Raw genomic sequence first — 15,032 nt, forward strand, 5'->3', positions numbered from 1 at the left:
GCTCCTTCCGTTGCGGTGGAGCGTATCCAGGCTCGCGGGCAGCGACAACGAACATAGGGGTTGGGCCTCCCGGCCCCCCGTGGTGGAGTGGTGCCGGAGGTGGAACCGTTGACAGCAAGCGACTACCGGTCGAGGTTCACCGAGTGGGACCAGCGGTCCTGGGTGCGCTCGAAGCCCCACCGCGACTCGCCGTTCACCGCGGGCGGGCACTACTTCTCGGCGGATCTCTGCCCGCTGTCGGCGTGCCCGCCGGTGCTCGCGGCGCCGGACCGCGTCCGCTCGGCGATCCTCGTCCACAGCCTCTACCTGCACCTGGAGTTCACCATCCGGCTGGAAATGGGCCCGGTCAACGAGATCTGCGCACTGCTGCGGTCGCCGGACTTCCTGCCCTGGCTGCCCGCCGGCATGAAGGACGACGTGCTGCGGATCTACACCGACGAAGCCGGCCACGCGGAGATGTCCAACACACTCAAGTCGGCGGTCATGGCCGAGACCGGGGTGGTCCCGATCGACCACCGCCCGCGGTTCCTCACCGAGCTCGCCGCGCTGTACTCGGCCGAGCTGCCCGCCTACCGGCCGCTGGTCAAGCTGTTCTTCGCGATCGTCTCGGAAACCCTGATCACCGGCACCCTGACCAAACTGCCGAAGGACCCGTCCGTGCAGCCGGCCGTGCGCGAGCTCGCGCGGGACCACGCCGCGGACGAGGGACGGCACCACGCATTCTTCCGCCAGCTGTTCGAACTGCTGTGGCCGCGGATGCCGCTGCCGCTGCGCCGCAAGATCGGCGAGCTGCTGCCCCGGGTGATCTTCGCGTTCCTCTGGCCGGACGAACCCGCGCTGCTCGGCGTGCTGCGGAGCATGCCCGGCGAGTTCGACGACCCGGTGCGGATCGTCGCCGACCTGTCCGCGTCGCCCCGGACTCGTGACGCCGTGCTGCGCAACGCGACACCGACGCTGCGCATGCTCCGGGACAACGGGGTGTTCGAGGAACCGTCGGTGGCGAAGGCGTTTCTCGACGCGGGCCTGCTCGCATGATCCGCGACTACGTGCTGGCGCTGCTGTCCGTGCCGCTGGCGGCCGAGTCCGAGCCGGCCCGGTTCGCCTCCGGCTCGCACTGGAGCGACACCCTGACGCGGTGGCTGACCAAGGCACGGGACGTGGACTCGGGGTTGGACTTCGACCTTTCCCCGCACCCGTCGGGCCTGTCCCTGCGGATGCGGCACCCGCTGGCGGCCACGGTGACGGTGGCACTGGTGACCGAGCCGGACGTCGTGCCGGAGGTCGACAGCGACCTGCTCGTCGTGCTGGCCTGCTGTCCGGAGTGGACGGTCGAGTGCGACGGCGACGTCCTGCTGGTCGAGCCGCGCTGGGCGGCGGGGCTGCTGCTCGACGACGCCCCGCCCCTGTTCTGGGGCGTGGCCGCCGCCGAGCGGCAACCTTCAGTCCTGGACGCTCGCTAGCCGCTCCAGCTCCGCCACCACCTGCGCGGGCGCGGGAGTCTCCTCCACCTGCGCCCGCACCTTCTCCGCCGACACGGCGAACGACGGATCGTCCAGCAGCCGCAGCAGCTGCGCCCGCAGCTGCTCGGCGGTGACCTGCTCGTGCTCCATCACCAGACCGGCCCCCTGCTCGGCCAGCCGGTCCGCCAGCCCGGCCTTGTCCCACATGTTGCCCGGGATCACCAGTTGCGGCACCCCGTGCGCCACGGCGTTGCCGGTCGTGCCCGCACCGCCGTGGTGGAGCACCGCCGCGCACGTCGGCAGCAGCGCGTCCAGCGGGACGAAGTCGAACAGCTTCACGTTATCGGGGACCCCCGAGGCCGTCGAAGCCTGCTGGGCGGTCAGCGTCGCGACCACCTCGATGTCCAGGCCGGCCACCGCGGCGAACAGGTCGTCGACCGAGAAGCGGTCCTCGCCCCACAGGTCGCGCCGGGACATGCCGAGGGTGACGCAGACCCGGGGCCGGGCGGGCGGCTCGGACAGCCACGACGGCACCACCGACGGGCCGTTGTACGGCACGTGGCGCACCGGGAGGTAGTCGACGCCGGTCGGGAACCGGGTCCACGGCGGCAGCGGGTCGAGCGTGCGCTGCCCGAGTACTAGGTCCTCGTCGAACGTGCAGCCGTACCGGTCGAGCTTGGCCGACAGCCACTCCGCCATCGGGTCCGCTCCCCCGGCGCCGCCCAGCTCGGTGAACAGGCCGCGCATGCGAGCCCAGTGGTCGAGCCCGAACAGCATCCGGACGTGCGCCGCGCCGCTGGCCCGCGCGGCGATCGGGCCCAGGTACGTCAGCGCGTCCCAGACGACCAGGTCCGGCCGCCAGGCCCGGGCGAAACCGACGACGTCGTCGAGCACGGCGTCCTGGGCGAGCCGTTCCAGCCCGAACGAGCACCACGTCGTGAACACGCCGCGGACGTAGTCCAGGGTGAGCCGGTCCGGGCGCGTCTCAGTGACGTCGAACTCCGAGCCGAACACGGTCTTGCCGGCCGGCCGTTCCTGGGCTTTCCGGCTCAGCCCGGCCAGGTCCAGCTCCGGACCCACCGCGACCGCCGGCAGTCCCGTGTGGACGATGGCGTCGGTCAGATCCGGCTGGGCGGCGATCCGGACGTCATGCCCGGCCGCGCGCAGCGCCCACGCCATCGGCACCAGGTTGTACAGGTGCGCGTTCGCCGCCAGCGTCGTGAACAGAACCTTCATCGAACTCTCCCAACCATTCCTCGATCGCGTACGCGGTGTCGCCGGCGTGCTCCCGCACCATCGTGAAGTGGTCACCGGGCACGTCCAGCACCGTGGGCCAGCCCGGCCGCAGACCGGCCGAGCCCTCGGGCCGCACGAAGAGCACGGGTGCGGTGGTCTCCGGCGCGGGGTGGCCGCCGAGCAGCCGGAGGTACTGGCCCATCGCCGACAGCCGGGTGCCGGTGAACGGGCCGAACAGGGTTTCCCTTTCCAGCAGGCCGTGCAGCACGCGCTCGAAGAGCTCGTCGACCTCGCCGAGGTGCGTGTCGAGCAGGACGACCCCCGCGGGCCGGCGGCCCCGCTGCTCCAGCGCCGCCGCGGTGGCCAGCGCGAGCACGCCGCCCCAGGAGTAGCCCACCAGCACCTGTCCGCCGGGATCACCTTGGCTCAGCGCGGACTCGGCGAGCACGCCGGCCAGAGCGTCCACTGTGGCCGGGAGGGGCTCGCCGTCGGCGAAGCCCGGCACCGGCACGGCCCGCACCTCGCGCACGTCACGCCAGTGCGCGGCGAGGCGGGCGTACTGCTGGACGCCGCCCATCACCATCGGGGACGGGAAGCAGAGCAGGCCGGTCGGGTTCGGCCCGGTGGACAGGGGTACCTGCCGCGGGGGCCGCGCCGCCGAGGTGAAGGTGGGCCGCAAGCCACCGGCCGCCTTGATCAGCTCCAGGCCCTCCGGGACGCGGCCGTCCGCGACGGCCCGGCGGAACAGGTCGCCCAGGAGGTCCGTCGTCGCGGGCGCTTCGGTGCCGAGCTCGGCCAGCAGGTGCCGGGCGAGCCCGGCCGGGGTGTGGTGGTCGAACACCGCGCTGGCGGGCAGCCGCAGGCCGGTCGCCGCGTTGAGGCTGTTGCGCAGCTCCATCGCGGTCAGCGAGTCGAACCCGACCTCCAGGAAGGCCTGCCCGGGCGCCACGGCCTCGAACCCGGCGTGGCCGAGCACGGCGGCCGCGTGGCCGCGCACCAGGTCCACCAGGGTCTTCTCCCGCTCGGCCGCGGGCAGGGCGGCGAGCCGGCGGGTGAGACCGTCCACATCGGACCGGACGACCGGACGCGGGACGCGCGCCCTCCGCTCCAGCTTCGCCGGAACCACCATCGGCAGCCCGGCCGCCAGCGCGGCGTCGAACAGTGCCAGCCCTTCCGCGGTGGACAGGCCCTTGAGCCCGGACCGGGACAGTCGCGCGGTGTCCGCGGTGGCGGTCATCCCGCTTTCGTCCGCCCAGAGGCCCCAGGCCAGCGAGACGGCGGGCAGTCCGCGCGCCTGCCGGTGGGCCGCGAGCGCGTCCAGGGAGGTGTTCGCCGCCGCGTAGTTGCCTTGGCCGGCGGAGCCGAGGACGCCCGCACTGGAGGAGAACAGCACGAACGCGGCCAGGTCCAGGTCGCGGGTGAGCTCGTGCAGGTGCCAGGCCGCGTCGGCTTTCGGCCGGGAGACCCGGTCCAGCCGGCTCGGCGTCAGCGACTCGATGACGCCGTCGTCGAGCACTCCGGCGGCGTGCACGATCGCGGTCAGCGGACGCTCGGCGGGGATCCGCGCGAGCAGCCGCTCGACGTCGGCTCGGTCGCCGACGTCGCAGACGACGACTTCGGCGTCCACGTCGACCGGTGGGTGGTCCTCGCGGCGCGCGGTCAGCAGCAGGTGCCGCACGCCGTGTTCGGCCACCAGGTGCTCGGCGATCCGGCGCCCGAGGGTGCCGGTGCCGCCGGTGATCAGCACCGTGCCCTTCGGGTCGAGCGGCGGCGGCACGGTCAGCACGACCTTGCCCACGTGCCGGGCCTGCGCCATGAACCGGAACGCCTCCCGCGCCTGGCGGACGTCCCACAGCTTGGTGGGCAACGGACGCAGCCGGCCCGTCGCGAACATCGCCAGCACGTCGGTGAGCATCCGGCCGATCCGCTCCGGCCCCGCTTCGGCCAGGTCGAACGCCTGGTAGGCGACACCGGCGGGTTCGCGGATGTCGGTCTTGCCCATCTCGAGGAACCGGCCACCCGGGCGCAGCAGCCGGAGTGACGCGTCGACGAACTCGTTCGCCAGCGAGTTGAGCACGACGTCAACCTGGGCGAACCGGGTCTCGAACTCGAGGTCCCGGGACGAGGCGATGTGGTCGTCCGGCAGTCCCAGCGCCCGCAGGGTGTCCCACTTGCCCGGGCTCGCCGTCGCGTACACCTCCGCCCCCAGCTGCTTGGCGATCTGCACGGCGGCCATGCCCACCCCGCCCGCGGCGGCGTGCACCAGCACCGACTGTCCGGATTGGACATCGGCCAGGTCGGTAAGGGCGTAGCAGGCGGTCAGGAACGCGACCGGGGTCGCGGCGGCGTCGGTGTAGGACCAGCCCCGCGGCATCCGCGTCAGCATCCGGTGGTCGGTGACCGCCACCGGGCCGAACGCTCCGGAGAACAGGCCCAGGACGGCGTCGCCCGGTGCGAGACCCGCGACGTCCGGGCCGATCTCGACGACCACGCCCGCGGCTTCCGCGCCGATCGCCCGGTCGCCCTCGGGCACGAGGCCCAGCGAGACCATGACGTCCCGGAAGTTCACCCCGGTGGCCCGGACCGCGACCCGCACCTGGCCAGTGGTCAGCGGCCGGTCGGCCTCGGGCGCGGGGGCCAACGCCAGGTCTCGCAGGGCGCCGCCACCGCTGTGCAGCCGCCAGGAGCCGTCCGGTGGGCGCACCTCGTCGACGAGCCGTTCCAGCCGGGGCGCCAGCAGGTCGCCGCCCCGGACCGCCAGCTGCGTCTCGCCGGCCCCGAAGGCCGCGGCGACGGCGCGTTCCGGCAGTTCCCCGTCCACATCCAGGAGGCCGAACCGGTCCGGGTGCTCCGACTGCGCGGACCTGACCAGCCCCCAGACTCCGGCCCTCGCCAAGTCGGTCACGTCGTCGCCCGGACGAGCCGCCACCGCCGACCTGGTCACGAACACCAGCCGGGCGCCGGTGTCCCGGGTCAGCCAGTCCTGCATCAGGCCGAGCGCGTCCGCGGTGCCGGTGAAGTGCTCGGCGAACACGACTTCGGCCGCCGGACCGGCGGCCCGCACCGGTGCCCAGTCGAGCCGGTAGAGCGAGTCCGGTCGCACACCGGTGGCCGGCCGGAACGACAGCGACTCCACCGACGCCACCGGCGAACCCGTGGCATCGGCCAGTTCGATCGAGTAGGCGTCGGTGCCCGCCGGTGCCAGCCGCACCCGGAGCGTCGACGCCCCGGTGACGTGCCACGACACGCCGGACCACTCGAACGGCAGCAGCATGCCCCGGCCGGCGATGCCCAGGACGTGCAGTGCGGCGTCCAAGACCGCCGGGTGCAGGCCGTAGCGGCCGGCGTCGCCGATCTCCGCGGGCAGGGACACCTCGGCGAACAGCTCGTCGCCGCGCTGCCAGGCCGCGCTCAGGCCCTGGAACGCGGGGCCGTACACCAGGCCGGCCTCGGCCAGCCGCTCGTAGAGCCCGGCCAGGTCCAGCGCGACCCCGTCGGCGGGCGGCCACGGGGTCAGCTCGAAGTACCGCGACGGCTCGGACGTCACCAGGCCGGTGGCGTGCCGGGTCCAGGAGCCGTCGTCCGACCGTCGCGAGTGGACGGTCACCGGCCGGGCACCGGACGGGTCCGGCGCGCTCACCGTGACCTGCACCTGCGCGCTTTCCTCGGCGGACAAGGCGAGTGGGGTGGTCAGGGTCAGCTGGTCGAGCGTGCCGCAGCCGACCTGGTCGCCCGCGTGCCGGGCCAGCTCGACGAAACCCGTGCCGGGGAACAGCACCGTGCCGTTCACCCCGTGGTCGGCCAGCCACGGCTGGGTTCCCGGGGACAGCCGTCCGGTGCACACCACGCTGTCGGACTCCGCGAGCGTCACGGTCGCGCCGAGCAGCGGGTGGTCCGCGGCGTCCAGCCCGGCCGACCGCACGTCGGCGGACCGGGCGCCGTCCGGCCAGTACCGGTCGCGCTGGAAGGGGTACGTCGGGAGGTCGACGAGGTGCGCGCCGGCCGGGAACTCCCAGCCGACGTCGACGCCGTGGGTGTGGGCCTCGGCCAGCGAGGTCAGGAACCGCCGCAGGTGCCCCTCGCCGCGGCGGAGCGACCCGATCGCGACGGCGCCGATGTCGGCGACGCTCATCGTGAGCACCGGGTGCGCGCTGGACTCGACGAACACGGCGTGCCCGTCGGCCATGGCCGCCCGGACGGCGCCTTCGAAGTCGACCGGCTCGCGGACGTTGCGGTACCAGTATCCGGCGTCCAGGACCATCGGGTCGAGCAGGGACGCCGTGACCGTGGAGTAGAACGGCACGTCGCCGGCCCGGGGCGTCACCTCGGCCAACCCGGCCAGCAGCCGGTCGCGGATCCCGTCCACCTGGGCCGAATGGGACGCGATCGTGCCCGGCACCAGCCGGGTCCGCACCCCGGCCGCCGCGCATTCCGCGGCGAACTCGGCCAACGCGTCGAGGTCACCGGCCACGGTCGAGGACGCGGGCCCGTTCCTCCCGGCCACCGACAGGCGGCCGTCCCACCGGGCCAGCGCGACCTGCTCGGCCGGCCGGGCCACCGCGAGCACGGCTCCCTTGCCCGCCATGGTTTCCGCGAACAACCGGCTGCGCGTCACGACGACCCGGGCCGCGTCGGCCAGCGACAACGCTCCGGCGACGCAGGCGGCCGCGACCTCGCCTTGGGAGTGGCCGATCACCGCGGCCGGCCGCACGCCGTAGGACTGCCACAGCGCGGCCAGCGACACCATGACCGCGAACAGGGTGGGCTGCACGACTTCGACGCGCTCCAGCGCCGATGCGTCCCGCAGCGCCGCGAGGACGTCGATGTCCGAAAGGGACCCGATGGCCGTCGCGCACTCCCGCATCCGCTCGGCGAACACGGGCGAAGACTCCAGCAGCTCGGTCGCCATCCCGGTCCACTGCGAACCCTGTCCCGGGAACACAAAGACCGCCCCGGGTGACGTCGGCGCGTCGCCGGTCACCGCGCCGAGGTGCGCGAGCAGCTCTTCACGGGTCTCGCCGATCGCCACCGCCCGGTACCGCATCAGCGACCGGCCGGTCGCCAGGCTGAAGCCGACGTCGGCGGGACTCAGCTCGGGGTGTGCCAGCACGTGCGACCGCAGGTCGTCCAGCCGGGCCGTCAGCGCCGGTGCGCTGCGGGCCGACACCACCCACGGCACCAATGCGTCCGAAGTGGACGGTACCGCCGAGTCGGCCGGCGCCTGCTCCACCACGAGGTGCGCGTTGGTGCCGCTGATCCCGAAGGACGACACCCCGGCCCGGCGCGGCCGGCCGGTCTCCGGCCAGTCCTCCGCCTCGCTCAGCAGCCGCAGCTCCGCCAGCTCCGGCAGCGGCGTCTCGACGTGCAGGGTCTTCGGCAGCACGCCCGCGCGCAGCGCCTGCACCATCTTGATCAGCCCGGCCACACCCGCGGCCGCCTGGGCGTGCCCGATGTTGGACTTGACCGAGCCCACCCGGACCGGCCCGTAGGCGGCCGACAGGGCCTGCGCCTCGATCAGGTCACCGAGGCGGGTGCCCGTCCCGTGCGCCTCGACGACGTCCACATCGGACGGTCGCAGGCCCGCGTTCGCCAGCGCCTGGCCGATCACCCGCTGCTGGGCCGGCCCGCTCGGCGCGGTCAGCCCGTTGGAGGCGCCGTCCTGGTTGACGGCCGAGCCGCGCACCACGGCCAGCACCCGGTGGCCGTGGCGCCGGGCGTCGGAGAGCCGCTCGAGCAGCACCAGGCCGAGGCCGTCGGCCACGCCGAACCCGTCGGCGGCCGCCGAGAACGCCTTGCAGCGGCCGTCCGCGGACAGCGCCTGCTGCTTGCCGAACTCGACGAAGATGTCCGGGTTCGCCGAGATGGTCACGCCACCGGCCACGGCCAGCGAACACTCGCCCTGGCGGAGTGCCTGGGCCGCCAGGTGGACCGCCACCAGGGACGACGAGCACGCGGTGTCGACGGTGATCGCCGGGCCCTCGAACCCGTACGTGTAGGCCAGCCGGCCCGAGGCGACGCTGTTCATCGTGCCGGTCACCAGGTAGCCCTCGACGCTGTCGCGGGCGCTGCCCATGCTTTCGGCGTAGGCGTTGTTGATCGCACCGACGTAGACGCCGACCGGCGCACCGCGCAGCGACGCGGGGTCCAGCCCGGCCCGCTCGAAGAGCGTCCACGACCCTTCCAGCAGCATTCGCTGCTGCGGGTCCATCGCGAGCGCCTCGCGCGGGGAGATCCCGAAGAAGCCCGCGTCGAACTCGGCGGCGTCGTAGCGGAACCCGCCGCCGGCGGGGCCCAGCCCGCCGATGTCCCAGCCGCGGTCGGCGGGGAACGCCCCGATGGCGTCCCGGCCGGCGGCGACCAGCTCCCACAGGTCCTCGGGAGAGTCCGCCCCGCCGGGCAACCGGCAGCTCATCGAGACGATGGCGATCGGCTCGTCGGCGGCCGCGGCCCGGACGGCGAGCGCGGTCTCCACCGGGCCGCCGGCCAGTTCCCGGTGCAGCAGGGCGGCCAGCGCGACCGGGGTCGGCTGGTCGAACACCAGCGTGGACGGCAGCCGCAGCCCGGTGGCGGCGCCCAGCCGGTTGCGCAGCTCGACCGAGGTGAGCGAGTCGAAGCCCAGCTCCCGGAAGGCCAGGCCGCGGTCGATCTCCGCCGCCGAGCCGAACCCGAGCACCATCGCGGCGTGCTCGCACACCAGGTCCAGCAGCGCGGGTTCCGAAGTGTCCACAGTGGATATAACGGCGGCTTCGGCCACCCGGCGGGTCCGGCCGCGCACCAGGCGCCGCAGCAACGGCGACTCCGAGCGCAGCGCGGCCGGGTCGAACCGGACCGGGACCAGCACCGCCTCCTCCGCGCCGAGCGCGGCGTCGAACAGCGCCAGCCCCTCCTCGTCGGACAGGGCCGCGATGCCCGACCCGGTGATGCGGGCGCGGGCTCGTTCGTCCAGCTGACCGGCCATGCCGTGTTCCCAAGCGCCCCAGGCCAGGGAGACGCCGGGCAGGCCGTTCGCGCGGCGATGCTGGGCGAGGGCGTCGAGGAAGGCGTTTCCGGCCGCGTAGTTGGCCTGGCCCGGCCCGCCGAGGATCCCGGCCGCCGAGGAGAACAGCACGAACGCCGAGAGGTCCGCGGTCAGTTCGTGCAGGTGCCAGGCGGCGTCCAGCTTGGGCCGCAGCACCTCGTCGAGCCGGTCCGGCGTCAAGGCGGAGACGGTGGCGTCGGCGACCACGCCGGCCGCGTGCACCACCGCCGTCAACCGGTGCGGGATCGCGGCCAGCATCCGCGCGACGGCCGCGCGGTCGGCCAGATCGCAGGCGACGGCGGTGACGTCGGCGCCGAGGGCGGTCAGTTCCGCGCACAGCTCGGGGGCTTCGCCGCGGCGGCTCGCCAGCACCAGGTGCCGGATGCCGTGCCGGGTCACCAGGTGCCGGGCGAGGAGGCCGCCCAGTGCGCCGGTGCCGCCGGTGATGAGGACCGTGCCGTCGGGGTCGAGGGGTTTCGGCACGGTCAGCACGACCTTGCCGACGTGCTTGGCCTGGGCGAGGTGCCGGAACGCCTGTTCGGCCCGGCCGAGCGGCCAGGTGGTCACGGGCAGGTGGCCGAGCACGCCCCGCTCGAACAGGGTGACGATCTCGCCGAGCATCTCCCCGAGCCGGTCGGTACCGGCTTCGAACAGGTCGAACGCCCGATAGCCGACCTCGGCGGGTTCGCGGACGTCGGTCTTGCCCATCTCAAGGAACCGGCCGCCGGGTGCCAGCAGCCGCAGCGAGGCGTCCACGAACTCCCGGGCCAGCGAGTTGAGTACGACGTCGACCTGCGGGAACTTCTCCTCGAAGCCCAGTTCCCGCGACGACGCGAAGTGGTCGTCGTCCAAAGTGGACGCTGCCTGCTTGCCAGGGCCGGCGGTGCCGAACACCTCGGCACCGAAGTGCCGAGCAAGCTGAACGGCCGCCATCCCGACCCCACCGGCCGCCGCGTGCACGAGCACCCGCTCGCCGGCCCGGACTCCGGCGAGGTCGTGCAGCCCGTAGTAGGCGGTGAGGAACACGAGCGGCACGGCAGCGGCCTGCTCGGCGGTCCAGCCGGCCGGGATCGGCGCCAGCAGCCGCTGATCGGTCACGGTGAGCGTGCCGAACGCACCCCCGAACAGGCCGAAAACCCGGTCGCCCGGCCGGAAGCGGGTCACGCCCGGACCGGCTTCCGTGACCACACCGGCCCCTTCGCAGCCGATCGCCGCCTTTCCGGGGTACAGACCGAGGGCGACCATCACATCGCGGAAGTTCACGCCTGCGGCGCGCATCTCGACCCGCACCTCGCCGGGTCCGAGGGGTCGTTCCGCCTCCGGTGCCGGGACCCAGGCGAGGCCGTCGAGGGTGCCCGGCGTGGCCACGTCCAGGCGCTTGCTGCCCGTGGCGAACCGGGTGAGCCGGGGTGCGTAGCCGCAGCCGGCGCGGACCGCCAGCTGCGGTTCACCGGCCCCGAGCAGGTTCGGCAGGAGCCGCGCCGACTCCGGGTCGTCGTCGAGGTCCACGAGCAGGAACCGGTCCGGGTGCTCGTTCTGCGCGGACCTCAGCAGGCCCCACACGGGGGCGTTCGCCAGGTCCGTGACGTCCTCGGCGCCGACGGCCACGGCACCCCGGGTGACGAAGGCGAGCCGTTCCGGTCGCTCTTCGGTGAGCCACTCCTGCACCTGCTCAAGGGCGCGGCGGGCCGCCTGCCCACCGCCCTCGGGGAGGTCCGCGGCGGTGTCGAACCTGGTCAGCACCACGTCCTCGGCACCGACGGCCCCTGCGCCCCCAGCGACGACCGCCAGCCGTCCCGGCCGCTCTTCGGCGAGCCACCGCTGCACCTGCTCAAGGGCGCGGCGGGCCGCCTGCCCACCGCCCTCGGGGAGGTCGGCTGCGGTGTCGAACCTGGTCAGCACCACGTCCGTAGCGGGCGAGCCGGCCGGCACCGGGACCCACTCGACGCGGTACATGCTGTCGTGATTCGCGTCCTTGGTGGCCGGTCGCAGCGTCAGCGAGCCGATCGAGGCCACCGGCAGCCCGGTGCCGTCGGCGATCTCGAGGGTGACGGCGACAGGACCGGCCGGGGTGATCCGGACCCGCACCGTCGTCGCACCGGTGGCGTACAACTCGACGTCGTGCCAGGCGAACGGCAGCTGCGCCAGACCCGAGTCGCCGAGGGGTCCCAGCCCGATCGCGTGCAGGGCCGCGTCGAGCACCGCCGGGAGGTGGGCGTCCTGCAGCGCGACTTCGGCGAACACCTCGTCGCCGCGACGCCAGGCCGCCCGCAACCCGCGGAACGCCGGCCCGTAGCGGAGCCCCGCGTCGGCGAGCCGTTCGTAGTGATCGGCCACCTCGACGGCCACGGCCTCGGCCGGCGGCCACTCGGTGAGCCGGAAGGTCTCGGGAGCGCCCTCGGACAGCAGGCCGCTCGCGTTGTGCACCCACTCGCCGCCGTCGCGGGAATGGATGGTCAGCGCCCGCTGCTCGTCGACCCGCAGCTGCAGGTCGATCTCGCCGGTCGCGGGCAGGACGATCGGAGCGTGCAAGGTGAGTTCGGCGACCCGGCCGCAGCCCACGCGGTCACCGGCCTGCACCGCCAGCTCCAGCAGCGCCGTGCCCGGCAGGAGCACCGAGCCCAGCACGGCGTGGTCGGCCAGCCAGGGGTGCGACCGCAGCGACAGCTTCTTGGTGAGCAGCAGGCCGTCGACCCCGGCCAGGTCGACCGACGTGACGTCGTCGGCCTCGCGGGGCGCGTCGAGCCAGAACCGCTTGCGCTGGAACGCATAGGTGGGCAGCTCGACTGTGCGCGCCCCGGTGTCCGCGAAGTATTTCGTCCAGTCGACCGGGACGCCCCGCCCGTGCAGCCGGGCCACCGCGGTGACGACCGAGTGCGGCTCCGGACGGTCCCGGCGCAAGGCGGGCACCAGGGCCGCGTCCGACTCCCCCACGCAGTCCTGGCCCATCGCCGACAGCACGCCGTCCGGCCCGACCTCCACGAAGGACCGGACGCCGAGGTCGAGCAGCGTCCGCATCCCGTCGGCGAACCGGACCGGCTCCCGGACCTGGCGCACCCAGTACTCCGGGTCCGTGACGTCACCGGCCACGATCCGGATTTCAGGCTGCTGAAAGGAAAGGCGTGAGACGACGCGGCGGAAGTCCGCGAGCATCGGCTCCATCCGCGCCGAGTGGAACGCGTGGCTCACCCGCAGCCGCTTCGACTCCTCGAACCGCGCGGCCACGGCCAGCACAGCGTCCTCGTCACCGGAGAGCACCACCGACGACGGGCCGTTGACCGCCGCGAGGTCGACGCCCTCACGCAGCAACGGCCGGATCGCCTCCTCGGTGGCCCGGACCGCCACCATCGCCCCGCCTGCGGGGAGCTCCTGCATCAGACGTCCCCGCGCGGACACCAGCGCGCAAGCGTCCACAAGGGACAGAACACCGGCCACGTGCGCCGCCGCGACCTCGCCGATCGAATGCCCCAGCACCGCGTCCGGGCGCAGCCCCCAGGACTCCAGCAACCGGAACAGGGCGACTTCGAGCGCGAACAGGGCGGGCTGGGCGAACCCGGTCCGCTCCAGCGCCTCGGCGTCCGTCCGGAGGTCGAGGTGGGTGCCGATCTCGTCCCACGCGCGGGCGAACGCCGGGAAGGTCGCAGCCAGCTCACGCCCCATGCCCGCCCGCTGGGAACCCTGACCGGAGAACAGGAACGCAACACGTCCGTCCGCCGCCGCTTCGCTGCTGACCCGGCCGAGGGCGGTGATCAAGGTGTCCCGGTCGTCGGCGACGACGAAGGCCCGCTCGCCGAGCATCGCCCGGCCGGCCAGGGTGTGCGCCACGTCCAGCACGTCGACGTCGGTCCCGGCCAGGTGCGCCGAGAGCCGTTCGGCCTGGGCGCGCAACGCCGGCGCGCTGTGGGCGGACAGCAGGCACGGCACCGGCCCGGCGAACCGCTCACCGGCTTCTTCTTCCAGTGGGGGTGCCTGCTCCAGGATCGCGTGCGCGTTGGTCCCGCTGGCGCCGAACGACGAGACCGCGGCGCGGCGCACCGGATCCGGCCACGGGCGCTGGTCGGTCAGCAGCTCCACCGCACCCGCCGACCAGTCGATCTGCGCCGACGGCGAGTCCACGTGCAGGGTCTTCGGCAGCGTGCCGTGCCGCATGGCCAAGACCATCTTGATCACGCCCGCCACCCCGGCGGCGGCCTGCGTGTGCCCGATGTTGGACTTGACCGAGCCCAGCCACAGCGGCTCGGCGCGATCCTGGCCGTAGGTCGCCAGCAGGGCGTGCGCCTCGATGGGGTCGCCGAGGGTGGTGCCGGTCCCGTGCGCCTCGACGGCGTGGACGTCGGCGGGCGTGAGCCGCGCGTCGGCCAGGGCCTGCCGGATCACGCGTTGCTGCGCCGGCCCGCTCGGCGCGGTCAGCCGGCTGCTCGCGCCGTCCTGGTTGACGGCACTCCCCCGTACCAGCGCGAGCACCAGGTGGCCGTGGCGCCGGGCGTCGGCCAGCCGTTCGAGCACCAGCACGCCGGCGCCTTCGGCGAACCCGGCGCCGTCGGCCGCGGCCGCGAACGCCTTGCACCGGCCGTCCGGGGCCAGCCCGCCCTGCCGGCTGAAGTCGATGAACGTGCCGGGCGTGGCCATCACCGCGACGCCGCCGGTCAGGGCGAGCGAGCACTCCCGGCGTCGCAGCGACTGGCTCGCCAGGTGCAGGGCGACCAGGGACGACGAGCACGCGGTGTCCACGGTGACGGCCGGGCCTTCGAGGCCGAACGTGTAGGACACCCGGCCGGAGACGACGCTGGGCGAGCTGCCGATGCTGAGCTGTCCCTCGAAGCCGTCCGGGATCCGGTGCAGGCGGCTGGCGTAGTCCTGGTACATCACGCCGGTGAAGACGCCGGTGTCGCTGCCCCGCACCGAAAGCGGGTCGATCCCGGCGTTTTCCAGGGCCTCCCAGGTGGTCTCCAGCATCAGCCGCTGCTGCGGGTCCATCGCCAGCGCCTCGCGCGGGGACACGCCGAACAGGCCGGGGTCGAACAGCGCGGCGTCGTGCAGGAAACCGCCGTGACGCGTGTAGCTCGTGCCGGTGTGACCGGGATCGGCGTCGTAGAGGGCGTCGAGGTCCCAGCCGCGGTCGGCGGGGAACTCCGAGACGGCGTCCACGCCCTGGGAGACCAGCCTCCACAGGTCGGCCGGGCTCATCACCCCGCCGGGCAGCCGGCAGCCCATGCCGACGATCGCGATCGGCTCGGCCGCCTCCGATCGGGCCTCGCGCAGCTGGCTCCGGGTCTGCTGCAGGTCGGCGATGGTCCGCTTGAGGTAGTCGCGCAGTT

4 protein-coding genes are annotated in these 15,032 nt (G+C 73.9%); 2 read left to right on the top strand and 2 right to left on the bottom strand.

The window, feature by feature from the left end; all coding sequences use genetic code 11:
- Positions 1-108: 108 nt before the first annotated feature.
- Together ACZ7PG_RS30985 and ACZ7PG_RS30990 are read left to right on the top strand one after the other, a co-directional pair.
- Positions 109-1,035, top strand: a complete 927-nt coding sequence (locus tag ACZ7PG_RS30985) for a diiron oxygenase (protein WP_470242665.1) — start codon at positions 109-111, stop codon at positions 1,033-1,035.
- Positions 1,032-1,460: a hypothetical protein gene (locus ACZ7PG_RS30990; protein WP_470242666.1), complete on the top strand. Its 429-nt coding sequence runs from the start codon at positions 1,032-1,034 to the stop codon at positions 1,458-1,460. Before ACZ7PG_RS30985 ends, ACZ7PG_RS30990 begins: the two co-directional genes overlap by 4 nt.
- Here ACZ7PG_RS30990 and ACZ7PG_RS30995 read toward each other — a convergent pair.
- Positions 1,440-2,696 (bottom strand): activator-dependent family glycosyltransferase, encoded by a 1,257-nt coding sequence (locus ACZ7PG_RS30995; RefSeq protein WP_470242667.1) that lies wholly within the window; start codon positions 2,694-2,696, stop codon positions 1,440-1,442. The genes ACZ7PG_RS30990 and ACZ7PG_RS30995 overlap by 21 nt on opposite strands.
- Positions 2,608-15,030 (bottom strand): SDR family NAD(P)-dependent oxidoreductase, encoded by a 12,423-nt coding sequence (locus tag ACZ7PG_RS31000; RefSeq protein WP_470243648.1) that lies wholly within the window; start codon positions 15,028-15,030, stop codon positions 2,608-2,610. The genes ACZ7PG_RS30995 and ACZ7PG_RS31000 overlap by 89 nt, the downstream gene beginning before the upstream one ends.
- Between the last annotated feature and the right edge of the window lie 2 nt (positions 15,031-15,032).

The sequence above is a fragment of the Amycolatopsis sp. NPDC114504 genome, from assembly GCF_055633595.1.